Annotated in this window: 16 protein-coding genes; 5 read left to right on the top strand and 11 right to left on the bottom strand. The window is 54.9% G+C overall.

What is annotated here, in order from left to right:
* Positions 1 to 8 precede the first annotated feature (8 nt).
* From J2T58_RS07880 to cobT, 10 genes are all read right to left on the bottom strand, one after another.
* A complete protein-coding gene (locus tag J2T58_RS07880; protein ID WP_253488594.1) occupies positions 9 to 350 on the bottom strand; it encodes a P-II family nitrogen regulator in 342 nt (113 codons plus the stop codon).
* Entirely contained in the window at positions 347 to 1,081 is a 735-nt protein-coding gene (locus J2T58_RS07885; protein ID WP_253488595.1) for a DUF1538 domain-containing protein, read from the bottom strand. The genes J2T58_RS07880 and J2T58_RS07885 overlap by 4 nt, the downstream gene beginning before the upstream one ends.
* Positions 1,078 to 1,770 (bottom strand): DUF1538 domain-containing protein, encoded by a 693-nt coding sequence (locus J2T58_RS07890; RefSeq protein WP_253488596.1) that lies wholly within the window; start codon positions 1,768 to 1,770, stop codon positions 1,078 to 1,080. The genes J2T58_RS07885 and J2T58_RS07890 overlap by 4 nt, the downstream gene beginning before the upstream one ends.
* Before the next feature lie 157 nt (positions 1,771 to 1,927).
* Positions 1,928 to 3,214, bottom strand: coding sequence for an orotidine 5'-phosphate decarboxylase / HUMPS family protein (locus J2T58_RS07895; RefSeq protein ID WP_253488597.1), 1,287 nt, complete (start codon positions 3,212 to 3,214; stop codon positions 1,928 to 1,930).
* Positions 3,215 to 3,295: 81 nt separating this feature from the next.
* Complete coding sequence (locus J2T58_RS07900; protein ID WP_253488598.1) at positions 3,296 to 3,829, bottom strand: nitroreductase family protein; 534 nt, start codon at positions 3,827 to 3,829, stop codon at positions 3,296 to 3,298.
* A gap of 29 nt (positions 3,830 to 3,858) precedes the next feature.
* Positions 3,859 to 4,833, bottom strand: a complete 975-nt coding sequence (locus J2T58_RS07905; RefSeq protein WP_253488599.1) for a DUF3821 domain-containing protein — start codon at positions 4,831 to 4,833, stop codon at positions 3,859 to 3,861.
* Positions 4,834 to 4,935: 102 nt separating this feature from the next.
* Positions 4,936 to 6,141, bottom strand: a complete 1,206-nt coding sequence (locus J2T58_RS07910; protein ID WP_253488600.1) for a TraB/GumN family protein — start codon at positions 6,139 to 6,141, stop codon at positions 4,936 to 4,938.
* A complete protein-coding gene (locus tag J2T58_RS07915) occupies positions 6,134 to 6,676 on the bottom strand; it encodes a YkgJ family cysteine cluster protein (protein ID WP_253488602.1) in 543 nt (180 codons plus the stop codon). Before J2T58_RS07915 ends, J2T58_RS07910 begins: the two co-directional genes overlap by 8 nt.
* A complete protein-coding gene (locus tag J2T58_RS07920) occupies positions 6,664 to 7,218 on the bottom strand; it encodes a GMP synthase subunit A (RefSeq protein WP_253488604.1) in 555 nt (184 codons plus the stop codon). The genes J2T58_RS07915 and J2T58_RS07920 overlap by 13 nt, the downstream gene beginning before the upstream one ends.
* 39 nt (positions 7,219 to 7,257) lie before the next feature.
* Positions 7,258 to 8,268 (bottom strand): nicotinate mononucleotide-dependent phosphoribosyltransferase CobT, encoded by a 1,011-nt coding sequence (cobT, locus tag J2T58_RS07925; RefSeq protein ID WP_253488606.1) that lies wholly within the window; start codon positions 8,266 to 8,268, stop codon positions 7,258 to 7,260.
* 39 nt (positions 8,269 to 8,307) lie between these two features.
* Between cobT and J2T58_RS07930 the strand changes: the two genes are divergently transcribed.
* Entirely contained in the window at positions 8,308 to 8,742 is a 435-nt protein-coding gene (locus J2T58_RS07930; RefSeq protein ID WP_253488608.1) for a phosphatidylglycerophosphatase A, read from the top strand.
* Complete coding sequence (gene cobS / locus J2T58_RS07935; RefSeq protein ID WP_253488610.1) at positions 8,739 to 9,464, top strand: adenosylcobinamide-GDP ribazoletransferase; 726 nt, start codon at positions 8,739 to 8,741, stop codon at positions 9,462 to 9,464. The genes J2T58_RS07930 and cobS overlap by 4 nt, the downstream gene beginning before the upstream one ends.
* A 6-nt stretch (positions 9,465 to 9,470) precedes the next feature.
* Here cobS and J2T58_RS07940 read toward each other — a convergent pair whose 3' ends face one another.
* Positions 9,471 to 9,776, bottom strand: coding sequence for a hypothetical protein (locus J2T58_RS07940; RefSeq protein ID WP_253488612.1), 306 nt, complete (start codon positions 9,774 to 9,776; stop codon positions 9,471 to 9,473).
* A 158-nt stretch (positions 9,777 to 9,934) separates the two neighbouring features.
* On the opposite strand from J2T58_RS07940, the gene tuf reads away from it, so the two are divergent.
* Genes tuf through J2T58_RS07955 form a run of 3 tightly spaced genes read left to right on the top strand, consistent with a single transcriptional unit; the run spans position 9,935 to position 13,176 of the window.
* Positions 9,935 to 11,212 carry a translation elongation factor EF-1 subunit alpha gene (tuf, locus tag J2T58_RS07945; protein WP_253488614.1) on the top strand — a complete coding sequence of 426 codons (1,278 nt, stop codon included), beginning with the start codon at positions 9,935 to 9,937 and terminating at the stop codon, positions 11,210 to 11,212.
* A 26-nt stretch (positions 11,213 to 11,238) separates the two neighbouring features.
* Positions 11,239 to 11,547: a 30S ribosomal protein S10 gene (rpsJ, locus tag J2T58_RS07950; protein ID WP_211530860.1), complete on the top strand. Its 309-nt coding sequence runs from the start codon at positions 11,239 to 11,241 to the stop codon at positions 11,545 to 11,547.
* 18 nt (positions 11,548 to 11,565) lie between these two features.
* Positions 11,566 to 13,176 (top strand): flippase activity-associated protein Agl23, encoded by a 1,611-nt coding sequence (locus tag J2T58_RS07955; protein WP_253488616.1) that lies wholly within the window; start codon positions 11,566 to 11,568, stop codon positions 13,174 to 13,176.
* The last annotated feature ends 113 nt before the right edge of the window (positions 13,177 to 13,289 follow it).

Below are 13,289 nucleotides of genomic sequence, written 5' to 3' on the forward strand. Positions count from 1 at the left end.
CTTCTCCTCTACTCTTCTCCTTCTTTTGTAAACATGTGGACGCGGCCGGCGACTTTGTCGAGATTGATGACAAATGCGATCCCGCTGCCCGGCTTCTCAAGGTCTGCGGCCTGAACAATGGCCTCAAGGATCGTATCGGCTTGTTCAGGATTGACAATGGTGAGGATAATCTCCTTCTCAGGTTCGATCCGAAGTCCAAGGAGTGTCTGCATCTCATGGATCCCTGTCCCTCGGCCGGGAATTATCGTTCCGCCCGATGCACCTGCCTGACGGGATCCCTCGATCACCTTTTGTGACCAGCCTTTTTTGACGATTGTTACAATCAGTACTTTACAACCTTCACAGATCATGATACATTCACCTTTTTCTTTTTGAAGTAGATACCAAGGATGAGGATGGAGAGGATCGGTGCCAGTGCAATGAGTGCGATCAGCCCGAACCCGTCGATCACCGGATCGCGCCCTTCTATCCCCGCTGCTGCCCCAACGGCAAGTGCCATTAAGAAGGTGACTGCCATCGGGCCTGTTGCAACACCGCCTGAGTCGAATGCGATCCCGACGAAGTCACGGTCCGCAAACCAGAGGAGGATGATAGCGATGATATAGCCGGTAATAATGATCGGGAGGAATGAGAATCCATAGACGATCCGTCCCATCCCGAATGCAACAGCAACCCCTACCCCGAGGGAGAGTGTGTAGAGTATGAGTCTTCCCCTGATGAACCCGCTTGACGAGTTCTCGATCTCGTAACAGAGGATCCTGACAGCAGGCTCTGCATAGGTTGCAAGGAGTCCGAGGAGAAAACCGAAGGGGATGAGGATCCAGGGTTTCCCGATAGCGCTGAAGAAGGATCCGATCGCCTCTCCTGCCGGGATAAAGGCGACTTTCACCCCCTGGAGGAAGAGGATCATCCCAAAGAGGGTGAAGATAATTCCCTTGAAGAGATTGATGACATGCCCTATGGGGAGTTTCAGATAGGTAATCTGAAAGAGGATGAAGAAGGCTGAGAGCGGGATCAGTGCGATGATCGCTTCGAGGATGACATGGTTGATACCGCTCAGGATTCCAAGCTCTCCGATCATAGGAGTATCCCCAGCACCATGATCCCGATGATCGGACCGATCGAAGCAAGCCCGATAAGTCCAAACCCGTCAGTGAGCGTCGATCTTCCCGCAAGGACCGAACTGAGACCTATACCGAGAGCGAGGATGAATGGGACGGTCAGCGGGCCGGTGGTGACGCCTCCGCCATCATATGCTATCTGGAGATAGTCTGCCGGTGCCAGAAAGGAGAGGATGATGACAACCAGGTACCCTGCTGCAAAGAGCCAGGTGATCGGAATGCCAAGGACGATACGGAGCATTGCAAGCATGACGAAGAATCCGACACCGATTGCGATGGAGAGGACGAGCGGGTTCTGGGCAATCTCTCCGTTGGATACCAGATCGACCATATTCGTCAGAACCCTGACATCAGGCTCGGCGACGGTTGCAAAGAATCCAAGCAGGAATGCTGTGATGATGACGAGATAGATCGATCCATGTTTGGGGAGATCTGATCCGATCGCCTCTCCCATCGGGAGCAGGCCGCTCTTCACACCGATGAGGAAGAGCGTGATTCCCGCTGTCAGCATCATGACCCCGAGAATATAGTCGATGATTTCTGTTGCGCTCGATCCAATCAGAACGAGTAATACCAGAAATACGATCACAGCAATGGGGGTGACCGCCTGTACCACCTCCCGCAGCGTCTCCTTTGCCTCATGTAACATCTGCGTGACTCCGTTCCTTCATTCACTTCTCTCTTCCGGAGAGGACGAATCCCTGACCGCCCCGGTAAAGGTGATCCGGATTCGATTGGATAATAATTGTTCTGATAAAAGAAAAGTGATTGCTCCGGAACTATCCCGGTAGTTCCGTCTCCCCTGGTTACTGCTTCTCCCAGCGGAGGAGCTCCATCACAACCGAGAGGGTGGAACCCCTTCTGATCTCCTCACGAAGCCGCTCCTCGGTCCGCGCAACAAGGACTGCCCGCCGGCTGATCTCATATGCCCGCTCTTTGGGGAGGACAACGACACCGCTTGCATCCCCGATGATCCAGTCGCCCGGCCGCACCTGCTGACCGCAGCAAACAATCTCCGCATTGATCTCTCCAAACCCTTTTGGTTCTCCGGCATTCGGGACCGCTGCGGTTGCATAGAGTGGAATTGTCATTTCGAGGATATCGTCAAGATCACGGACCGCCCCGTCGATGATGACGCCAGCGACACCTTTATTCTGGCAGGAGAGTGTCGCAAGCTCTCCCCATGGAGCGATGGTGGTATCCCGGCTGTTGTTGATGACGATCACATCCCCGGGGGATGCGACATCGATCGCCTCGACGGGTTTTGCCCAGTCTCCGGCGAAGGTCTGGACGGTGACGGCACGCCCGATCATCTTCCCGGTTCCGGAATACCGTTTGAGACCGCTCATCGCCCCTTTCCGATGCATCGCATCGGAGACATTTGATGAGGAAGCCTCCTCCAGCATTGATCGGATCTCGTCGGTCTGATTCCGTTTGTGATGGGATCGTGGCTCCGGTGCATCGATAGCGGATCGGATTTGGGCGGTGGACGCGGTGACATCGCTGGATCGGATGATCGCTCCGCCGATGATGACGATCTCTGCCCCATGTGTCACTGCCTCTGCCGCCCGCGCAGCATCAAGGCCGCCGGCAGCCGCAATCGGGATCGATACCGCGCCGCTGAGGCGGTCGAGAAGATCAAGGGAGCTTTTTCCGACCATCTGCTGATCGATGCCAACATGGGCGTTGATGATATGCACCCCCATCTCCTCAAGTTCCTGAGCCCGGGTGATGGGATCTCTGACCGTCATCATATCACCCATCAGCCGTACGCCATAGAGATCTGCTGCCCGGACTGCTTCCCGGATGACCGAGTCGTCTGCATCCCCGAGGATACAGATGATATCTGCCCCTGCTTTTGCCGCCATCTCGACCTCGAGGGCTCCTGTATCGCTGATCTTCATATCAGCGATGATGGTTATCTTCGGGTTTCGTCGTCGGATCTCCCGCACAGCACCCATTCCCTCGCTCTTGATGAGCGGGGTGCCGATCTCAATCCAGTCAGCGCCTCCAGCTATCGCCTCTTCAGTGATCGCATAGGCACGGGCAAGATCAAGGATATCAAGTGCAACCTGGAGAACCGGTGGTGTCATGGATAAATCTTGGGTCTTTTATCAGGCATAAATGCTGGTCTGAAATGGCCACCATCCTGAGAGAAAAGAGGGGTGGATGGTTCACTCGTTTGAGAACCGGTTCTTAAAGGTGATATCCGCGAGGAGCTTCTTCTTTGCAAGGACGAACCCTTCAGTCTTTGATTCACCAGCAGCAATGAGGGAGATGAGTTTGTACTTCTCAGGGACGCCAAGGAGCTTTCTGATCGGCTCGGCATACTCTTTGCCCTCGCCGGCAACCCAGCAGGAGCCGATCCCATATCCGGTCAGGGCGATGAGGATATTCTCGGTTGCCGCACAACAGTCCTCAAGGACATACTCCTGGTCGCGCTCGCCGAAGACGGCAAAGCAGACCGGAGCTTCGGCGATGAATTTACCATGCGTCGTGAGGTCAGCGATCTGACTCCTGAGCGTCTGATCGGTGATCGTCCCAAATATCCAGGGCTGGATATTTCGTGCAGATGGTGCGGATTTTGCACAGTCAAGGACCTTCCTGATGATATCTTCTGGGATCGGGGTGTCCTTGAAGTGCCTGATACTGTGGCGTGCCTGAATGATGGTCACGCCGAAGTTCGCGATATTCTTGTTCTGGATCATAGTACATCAGAGTATTGTTCTTATGGTTATTATTTTCGTATCAAAAGACATGTCACTATCGTCAGGGCTGCAAGGGCGATGAGAGCACCCATTGGCGCCGGCTCCGGCGTTGGTGTTGGTACCGGAGTCTCGGTGACCGGAGGTGTTGGTGGTGTCTCTACCGGCGCTGGCGTTGCCGGGGGTGTGGTCGGCTCCAGGGTTGCGGGTGGTGTCGTCGGAACAGGTGTCACAGGTGGAGTGGTGGTTGTTGGCGTGGTTGTCCGTGAGAGTGATACCGACTCATCGCGGGTTGTGATCGTCTTTCCGATAACCTGATAATTATCCTTCATATTATTTGCGTCACAGAAGGCATAGAAGTCGTACACTCCACGACTGTATCCGGCATCCGGATACCAGATCCCACCGGTCATAAATGGTGACCGGTCGACATCGAAGAGGAGGGGGGTGCTGACACCAGCTCTGTTTCTGAGCATAGAATACTCAATACCCTCCTCTCCAGTGATACGAACCTCGACTGGGGCTCCGGCAACCCCTGGCCGCTGTGCCATCGCATCAAGGTTCGTTGTTATCCGAAACTGTAGTTCAAAATCCATCGGGACCCAGAGCCCGGTCCGGTCGATGGCTCCGTAATCGACATCAAATACCCGAATATGTAGGAACGGATCCGCAACCATGAATGCAGGATTCCCGGTTGAGAGATTATACCAGACCCCGATTCGATCCGAGAAGATCTGTGGTGATACGAAGAACGAGGTTGCATCACTGACGACGACGGTGGCATCAGGATCCCCGGTAGCCGGGGATCGCCCTGGCGCAAACCAGCCGAGTGTATCGCCATCTGCTACTCCGCAGGCAGTAACATCAAGCCCCTCTTCCCCGATGAATACGGTTCCTCCGGCAGGGATGTCGGATATGGCAGCCGTTGCCGGGGTGATGAGGAGCATGGCCAGAATACAGGCCAGTCCAGGAATACTGATTTTTCTATAGGATCTCTTTTCTTTCATATTACTCTTTAGATCCCTTCCCCCTACATGAGTCTTTCCCGTTGCTGCTCCTCTGTTGATGGTGTGGAATCTCTGCAAAAATAGGGTTTATTATGATTCTTTTTACCAGAACGCTGAGATCCTCTCCCAGATATTCGCCACTCCTTCCCCGATCAGGACCGTCGGATCGATTCCAAGGAGCGGGAAGATGAAGAGGAAGTAGAGGACGGTTCCAAGGGTGCTCCCCAGGTTGGCAAGTGCTGCGACGAGAACGACCCGGAAGAGTGGAATTGTGCTCATCTCAGTGATACTCTCTGCTTTACTGATGGCTTTGAAGTCCGAGAACGCAGGTTTTCGGATCTTCGCCTCGACGATTGCAGCAAACCAGCCGGCCGCCATCAGGGGATTGAGCGAGGTGAGCCACGCGGCAGAGAAGGCGACACCCGCTGAGATAGGATGGCCGCGTGCAAGGATGGTTCCAAGGGCTGCGAGTGTGCCGTTGATTGCGATCCACCAGAGGAATGCTACTGCCAGGACATCAACACCCACTCCTGAGAATGCAATGATAACGAAGAGGGAGATGAAGAGGGCGAGGACGCCCAGGCCGATGATCTTTCCCCATGGAAGGCGTTTCGTCTGCATGGTGAGATCCCGGATCGGAGGGAGTGTCTGAGGCTCTGACAGGTATCCGGTGACACCCCTCAGATGGCCGGCACCGATGACGGCGAGGACCTTCTGGTCTCCCCGCACAAGTGGAATGAGGCTGTGGGCAAGATATGCATCCCGCTCATCGATTAATGCCCGTGCCCCGTTTGGCGAGAACTTCCGGAACTCCTCAAGTGCAAGGGTGACGACATCCTGATCGGTGAGGGCATCGATATCGATCTCCTCCCCTCCAATCCCAGTCGCTGAGACTGCAAGGGCATGGATCATCCTGAACTTCTCACGAAATGTCATCCCATCCCAGAAACGGGAGAGGGTGATCCTGATATCGCGATCAATGAGGGCGACTCTGATCCCTCGCTCTTCTGCAAGCCGGATCGCCTCTTTCATCTCTGCGCCAGGCTCAATCCCGACGTTCATCCCGATCTTCCGCTGGACATAGGCAAGAAGCCACTGGACGAGCATCTGGGTGAAGTTACCTGACTTCAGGATCTCACCGACCCCTGGCGCCTCACCTCCGGGATCCTGCTGCTTCAGTGCGGCGTAGCGGGGGGGATCAAGCTCAACTGCGATGATATCCGGCTCAAATTCTGCCACTCCGGCAATGACCTCGTCGATACTCTTCTGTGAGACGTGTGCAGTCCCGATTATCCTCAGTTCACCCATGAATGCTCCACATACCCTGACTGTCAAAGACGACGGTCTCACCCGCCGGAATTGCTGATTCTGAAAAGATCCTGCGGATCGCCTGCTCCTCCCTCTCTTCTGCCTCCTCTCGTCTGAGGAGTGCCGTTGCAAGTAATCGTGCGTCCGCCTCGGTAATATTCCCTCCCAGACCCGGACATTCTGAGACGCTCAGCTCCCCTCCCTCAAGCGCGAAAGGGTAGGTCCGGCAGATCCAGGGGCGTGCGTGATAGATGGTACATCGCTTTTCGGAAGAGAGGAAGATGCACCGCTCATCCCTCCTCCGGAGACACCAGGCAAAGGTAAACCGGCTTCCCCCTTCCCCCTCAATATACTCGGGATAGGGTGCTGCGATATCATCTCTCTCCCAACCCGTTGCAGAGCATATCTCTCCAATCTCATCCGGGGAGATGATCACCCTGCCTGACTCCTCGTCTCCACGACAGCAGACTCCGCATCCGGTGCAGACAAACCCGATCTCTGCAATTGCCCCTGCGAGGTCGCTCACTCTCTGCATATCCTGTCGAAGTTCCTGTAGATGAGGCTGCCGTTTTCTGTATGGCTCACTTCGGGGTGCCACTGGAGGCCGAAGATTCGTCGCTCCTGCGATCCCATCGCCTCAACATCGCAGATTGGGGATCTGGCAAGGATGGTAAACCCTTCCGGCACGCGCTTCACCTCATCGGTATGGGATGCCCATACATGAATGGCGTCAGGATAGCCGGTAAGGATCGTTCCATGATCTACGATCGTCACATCTACCCCCCCATATCCTCCGCTTCGTCCCGACCCTGTCTCTCCACCGAGGGATCGGGCGATAAGCTGATGCCCAAGACATATTCCGAGGACGGGTATGCCGAGATCAAGATATTCGGCACACCGCCCGGTCCGCTCAATGCTTGGCCCGCCTCCCAGGATGATCCCGCGGCATCCGTCCGCTACCTCATCCGGGGGGGTGGTATTTGGGATCATCTTCACCTCAATCTCAAGATCGCGGAGCATCCGGTGAATGAGATGATTAAACTGCCCATGGTTATTGACAACAAAGATGGGTTGCATATTCCTGGTGAAATATTGATGCTGGTCCCTCTTATCTCTTCAGGAGTAGGCCGCGACAGTTCTCATAACTGCATCACGGATCACTGCTCCTGTATGCCCCATGGCTCTGGCAAGGTACATCGCACCGCCTGCTCCCATCCCCTCCTTCACCTCCCCGATACAGTACCGGGCAAGGCCGGAGTGGCCGGTTTCGCCAAATCCGGGATCGACGTAGATGGGGGAGAGACCAATCTCTCCTGCAATCTCCCTGAAGTTCGCAGACGGGTCATCATGAACATAGATGGTCGTGGCTATCTTCGGAAGCCGGATACCTCTCGCCTTCGTCAATGCGGCGACAGAGAGCATCTGTGTCCCCCCTGCGAGGAGAACCTCTCCGGAGAAGCCTTCCACCATCCCGGCGGCGGCAGGGATCATCGGATCCCCGGCAGCAGCGACGATGTCGAGGGGATCGGTGATTCCTTCGTCCTGTATCCTCCGGAGAACCGCCCCTGCAATCTCTTCTTTGAGTGAATGCGGGTTGTCAATGAAACTGCTTGAGACGCGGGCATCATATCCGAGGCCGCGCAGGACGCAGAGGGATGTCGTCGTTCCCCCCGGAACACATTCTCCGATGACGAGCATATCCGAGAGTTGCGAGAGGAACGCTCCAAGCTCCCTGCCCCTCTGATAGAGCATCCCTGCCATCGGGACGGCATCGGAGATCCGGGGGTCTCTTCCCGGCTCGCCACAGAGATGGTAGGTTGGTGTTGTTGCCGGATGCTCAAGACCGGCGTTGATGAAGAGGGGGGTGAGGCCGCAGAGCTGCATCATCGCCCGCGTGATGGTGGCGGGTGTCGGGCACCCTGTCGGGGTATTCGGCCGGATCGGCATACTGGTGATCCTCCCGTCAGCGATCAGCTCCGCATCAAGGATGGGGGTAAAGACGGTCTTTTCAGGGGACGGGCCTGCCCCGGATATCCCCGGCACCTTTGAAAGCATTGTGTTTGCCAGGATAGGCGCAAAAACAGGTCTTTTCGGATGGTATGTGATCTCTTCGGATAAAAATGCCATATAGGTTAATGATTGCCTGCCTCCCAGATAATAGTCATCATGTTTGAGATAGAGGAACGCCTTCTTGCCCTTGGCGTGGATATGGATGCGATACTGGATGCCGGAATGGAGCTGTATGTTCCCCACGGGCTTACGGCAGAAGAAGGACGACTGGTTCTTGAGAAGAATATCCGGCGTGCCCTTGGAGATCCGAATGTCTCTGCAATGCTCCTCTCTGCGATCCTCCTTGAAGAGGAGCTGTACGCGAAGCGGAAGGATTCGGAGATCGCTGACGATCCCGTCTTCCTCCTTGCAGATGAGATCATCGGGATGGCGATTGCGGAGATCATCGCAGGCACCTATGCGAGATTTGAGTTTACCAGGTACGACCAGAAGAAACCGGGTATCCTCTCGCAGCTGGGCCCCTTCATGGATGATGCGATCGCCGGCCTCATCGCAGGCTGTACATCAAAGCTCTATAGTGACGGTCAATGAGTCTCTTTGAGGGTGTCAGGGCGCTCCTCCAGTTCTCAACCATCCTTCCGGTTGGGCGATCAGCAGACTTTGAGGCTTTTGCGAAGCGATCCTATCTTTATCCGCTTGCAGGGTACCTGATCGGGGCTGTTGCCCTCCTCCCGCTCTTCATCATTCCAAACCCTCTGGCAGGAGCAGCCCTCTCAATCGGCCTTCTCCTCTTCCTCTCCGGATGCAACCATTTCGATGGCCTCCTTGATCTTGGGGACGGTCTGATGGCACACGGGAGCAGGGAGATCCGGGTCAGGGCATTGACGGATCGGCAGATTGGTGCGGGGGGTGTCGCCATGGGGCTTACAATCACCCTCATCTCCTTTGGATCGCTCTCTGCGCTCGCTGCGATCCCGGCTGTTCTCCTCATCGCCGAGGTTGCATCGAAGGCATCAATGGCAACCCTGACGGCTCTTGGTGCACCGTTTCGTGACGGAATTCATAGCTTTCTCTACGAACGCGCACAATGGTGGTTCCTGATTCCCGCCTGGCTCTTCGCGATGCCGCTCTTTCTGCTCCCCCTTCCATGGGTGGCGATTACCGTGGCGCTGGGAGCTGCAGCCTCAGCAACAGGGATCCTGCTTGCTGGTGCCCGTCGTCTCTTCGGTGGGATCAACGGTGATCTCGTCGGGGCATCAAATGAGATTGTGAGGGCTGTCGTGCTCCTCACACTTGTGATTATGCTCGCCTGAAAAAAATCAGCGTGCTGAGAGGTGGGAGAAGCCGGTCCCCTTCTCATCGGCACACTCGATCGCTTCTGCGCGGGGGTCGTCGATCAGCTGGTTGAACATCATCGCTGCGGTGAGGAGATCATGATCCGATGCCCGGCCGCGCCGGAGCTTCTCATGGGTCTGAAGAAGCGGCGACGGTGTCAGCCTTCTGGCGATCCGTATCCCGGCACAGTGCCTGCAGTAAGCGCACCGGATATGTATCGCGACCTCACCTGTCGCGCACTCAACGGTGATACGGTCATTTGGTCCTCGAATAAAAGGAAGCGTCTTCATGACGGGAGGATAGGATCGGATAGTTCATCATTGTATCGTTTCCTTTAGGGATTTCGGGTAAAAAGTGAAATATTTTATATAGTTGCCTTTCCTATCTATTATACTCGCATTGGACAGGCTGCACGCTTGACTGTCTCTATATGAGTGGAGGATTGAGAATGGCAGCAGAAAAGCCACACATGAATTTAGCCGTTATCGGCCACATTGACCACGGAAAGTCAACTACGGTTGGTCGCCTTCTTTTCGAGACCGGTGCTGTAGCCCAGCACGTTCTTGACTCATTCAAGAAGGAGGCCGAGTCGAAGGGCAAGGGCTCCTTCGAATTTGCATGGGTTATGGACAGCCTCAAAGAGGAGCGGGACCGTGGTATCACCATCGATATCGCCCACAAGAGGTTCGACACTCCGAAGTACTACTTCACCGTCGTCGACTGCCCGGGCCACCGTGACTTCGTCAAGAACATGATCACCGGTGCCTCGCAGGCAGATGCAGCAGTACTTGTCGTCGCTGCACCTGACGGTCCGATGGAGCAGACCAAAGAGCACGTCTTCCTTTCAAGGACCCTCGGTATCACCCAGCTGATCATCGCCGTCAACAAGATGGATGCTGTTAAGTACGATGAGAAGCGGTTCAATGAAGTGAAACAGCAGGTCAGCGATCTGATCAAGATGGTCGGATTCAAGGTTGATGAGACGATCTTCATCCCGATGAGCTCATTTGCCGGTGCCAACATCAAAGAGAAGTCCAAGGATACTCCATGGTACAATGGCCCGACACTTCTTGAGGCACTCGACACGCTCAAAGAGCCTGAGAAGCCCACCGACAAGCCGCTCCGTCTCCCGATCCAGGATGTCTATACCATCTCCGGTATCGGAACCGTTCCGGTCGGCCGTGTTGAGACCGGTCTCCTGAAGAAGGGAATGAAGGTCTCGTTCATGCCTGCCAACAAAGAGGGTGAGGTAAAATCCATCGAGATGCACCATGAGGAGCACGCACAGGCAGGACCCGGCGACAACGTAGGGTTCAACGTTCGTGGTATCGCAAAGAACGATATCCGCCGTGGAGATGTCTGTGGTCCGGTCGATGCACCACCAACCGTTGCAGAAGAGTTCACTGCCCAGGTCGTTGTTCTTCAGCACCCAAGTGTCCTCTCAATCGGGTACACCCCGGTCTTCCACTGCCACACAGCCCAGGTTGCCTGTACCTTCCTTGAGCTTCAGAAGAAGCTTGACCCACGGAGTGGCCAGGTCAAGGAGGAGAACCCTGCCTTCCTCAAAGCAGGAGATGCTGCTATCGTCAAGATTGTTCCCACCCGCCCACTCGTCATCGAGAAGGCAAAAGAGCTTCCGCAGCTCGGCCGCTTTGCGGTCCGTGATATGGGATCCACCATCGCTGCAGGTATTGTCCTCGATATTAAAGCGAAGCAGATGAGATAAACTCTCATCTTTTACGGTGACCCCCTATGCAGAAAGCCAGAATACGCCTGACCGGGACAGATTACGAAAAAATTGAGACGGTTTGCTCCCGCATCCGTGAGATTGCTGAAAGAACCGGTGTTAATTTAGCAGGTCCGATATCACTCCCGACGAAGCGTCTTATTGTCCCAATCCGGAAGAGCCCGGATGGAGAAGGGACGGCTACGTGGGATCGCTGGCAGATGCGTGTCCATAAGCGGCTTATCGATATCGATGCCGACGAGCGTGCACTCCGTCAGCTGATGCGGATACAGGTGCCCAAGGACATCGGCATTGAGATCGTCCTTGAGGGATGATCATCGTGAGATAGCGGCATGAAAGCCGCAACGGATACACCAATTTTTCAGCGGCTCCTTTCACCGGAGTTGCTACTCTTTTACATCATTCTTCTGGCGGGCATCCTTCGGTTTGCCTTTCTGGATCTGAAACTCTATCACCATGATGAAACAGTTCATGCATGGTTTGCCTATGAACTCCTGACGAAAGGAACCTATATCTATGATCCAAAATTTCATGGTCCGTTCCTCTTCTATGTGACGGCGGGGCTTTTTTCCCTCTTTGGAGACTCGGATCTTGTCGGGAGACTGCTTCCTGCATTTCTTGGAACCGCTCTTATAGCACTCGTCTATCCGCTCTACCGGATGGAATATCTTGATGCACGGCAGATGCTTGTTGCCGCGGCTTTCCTCGCGCTTTCGCCGGAGATGGTCTATTTTTCGAGGTTCCTCAGAAACGATATCTTCATCGCCTTCTTCACACTTCTTCTCATCGTCGCTGCGTGTGCGTACTTCAGATATGAAAAACTCAGGTATGCACTGCTGGCCGCTGTTGCGGCGGCCCTTGGCATGTCAAGTAAAGAGAATATGCCGATCGTCCTTGTGATCCTCGGCTCGTACCTCCTCTTTGCCATCTGGACAAGGCGCCTGGTCTTTCCGGTCACCTGGCGGCGGGATCTCACTGCTGCGATCCTCCTTGGTGCAGGTATCATCGCCCTCTTTTATTCGTCCTTTGGCTCACATCCCGAGATTGTCCTCTATGCCGGACAGATGGCGATCTCCCACTGGATGGAGATGCATGGGATTGAACGGCTTGGAGGACCCTGGTACTTTTATTTTGTCTTCCTGGTCCTCTATGAGGTGCCGATCCTCATTCTGGCCGCACTTGGTATGATCCATTTCATCCTCGGGGGGACGATCATACAACGTATCCGCTCTCTCCGGGAGAAGGGGGCATCTGATCAGATGCTGCCCCTCGCCCCATCTGCCATACCCGATGAGATCCGATCAATATTCCGCCGCCCCGAGCCCGGCATTACCTATGATCCGAAGATGGAGTTCATCCGCTTCTCAATCTGGTGGATGATCACCTCCCTTGCCGTCTATGCATATATTGGTGAGAAGGTACCCTGGCTCATCCTCCATCAGCTCCTCCCGATGATCTTTGTTGCCACATATATGCTGGATCGGACCAAGATGGTGATCGTCGGCCTTGGCATCATCTTCCTCTTTGGGATGACGATGCATGTTGCATTTACCCCGGCAGATATTCCTGAGCCGATTGTCCAGGTGCAGAATTCAGAAGACCTGCGTATTCTGATGGACTGGATCGATGAATCTGATCGTGTCGCCATAGCGACTGATATCTACTGGCCGCTTCCCTGGTATTATCGCGGGGATCGGTGGGGGCCGTTCACCCTCTTTGGTGACAGGCCGAATGAAGGATCCCTTCTGGCCGGCAATTATGATCTCATCATCACCCATGACAGGAACAGCTATGATGCACTCCCCGGATATGAGAAAGTGACACTACGGCACAGCTACTGGGTGACCTATTACGAGGTGAAGGGGAACCTGGTATGGTATTACTTCACCCGGCAGGTCCCGACCGGGGGTCAGAACTATGATGTCTTCAGGCGGGTGGCATAGGAGCAGGCTCTGTCTCTGCTCTTTCTCTCTTTGTTTTGCTCTCAGGGATTATCCTTCCCTCTCCTGATACCTGTCTGATCAGGGTCATCCCTGGATACTCTCTCTCAGAGGGA

Origin of the sequence: Methanocalculus alkaliphilus (assembly GCF_024170505.1) — an archaeon.
GTDB lineage: Archaea > Halobacteriota > Methanomicrobia > Methanomicrobiales > Methanocorpusculaceae > Methanocalculus > Methanocalculus alkaliphilus.

Excerpts from the sequence above, each read along its gene's own strand:
- J2T58_RS07880 (WP_253488594.1), bottom strand. The coding sequence starts at position 350 with ATGATCTGTGAAGGTTGTAAAGTACTGATTGTAACAATCGTCAAAAAA.
- J2T58_RS07885 (WP_253488595.1), bottom strand. The coding sequence starts at position 1,081 with ATGATCGGAGAGCTTGGAATCCTGAGCGGTATCAACCATGTCATCCTC.
- J2T58_RS07890 (WP_253488596.1), bottom strand. The coding sequence starts at position 1,770 with ATGTTACATGAGGCAAAGGAGACGCTGCGGGAGGTGGTACAGGCGGTC.
- J2T58_RS07895 (WP_253488597.1), bottom strand. The coding sequence starts at position 3,214 with ATGACACCACCGGTTCTCCAGGTTGCACTTGATATCCTTGATCTTGCC.
- J2T58_RS07900 (WP_253488598.1), bottom strand. The coding sequence starts at position 3,829 with ATGATCCAGAACAAGAATATCGCGAACTTCGGCGTGACCATCATTCAG.
- J2T58_RS07905 (WP_253488599.1), bottom strand. The coding sequence starts at position 4,833 with ATGAAAGAAAAGAGATCCTATAGAAAAATCAGTATTCCTGGACTGGCC.
- J2T58_RS07910 (WP_253488600.1), bottom strand. The coding sequence starts at position 6,141 with ATGGGTGAACTGAGGATAATCGGGACTGCACACGTCTCACAGAAGAGT.
- J2T58_RS07915 (WP_253488602.1), bottom strand. The coding sequence starts at position 6,676 with ATGCAGAGAGTGAGCGACCTCGCAGGGGCAATTGCAGAGATCGGGTTT.
- J2T58_RS07920 (WP_253488604.1), bottom strand. The coding sequence starts at position 7,218 with ATGCAACCCATCTTTGTTGTCAATAACCATGGGCAGTTTAATCATCTC.
- cobT (WP_253488606.1), bottom strand. The coding sequence starts at position 8,268 with ATGGCATTTTTATCCGAAGAGATCACATACCATCCGAAAAGACCTGTT.
- J2T58_RS07930 (WP_253488608.1), top strand. The coding sequence starts at position 8,308 with ATGTTTGAGATAGAGGAACGCCTTCTTGCCCTTGGCGTGGATATGGAT.
- cobS (WP_253488610.1), top strand. The coding sequence starts at position 8,739 with ATGAGTCTCTTTGAGGGTGTCAGGGCGCTCCTCCAGTTCTCAACCATC.
- J2T58_RS07940 (WP_253488612.1), bottom strand. The coding sequence starts at position 9,776 with ATGAAGACGCTTCCTTTTATTCGAGGACCAAATGACCGTATCACCGTT.
- tuf (WP_253488614.1), top strand. The coding sequence starts at position 9,935 with ATGGCAGCAGAAAAGCCACACATGAATTTAGCCGTTATCGGCCACATT.
- rpsJ (WP_211530860.1), top strand. The coding sequence starts at position 11,239 with ATGCAGAAAGCCAGAATACGCCTGACCGGGACAGATTACGAAAAAATT.
- J2T58_RS07955 (WP_253488616.1), top strand. The coding sequence starts at position 11,566 with ATGAAAGCCGCAACGGATACACCAATTTTTCAGCGGCTCCTTTCACCG.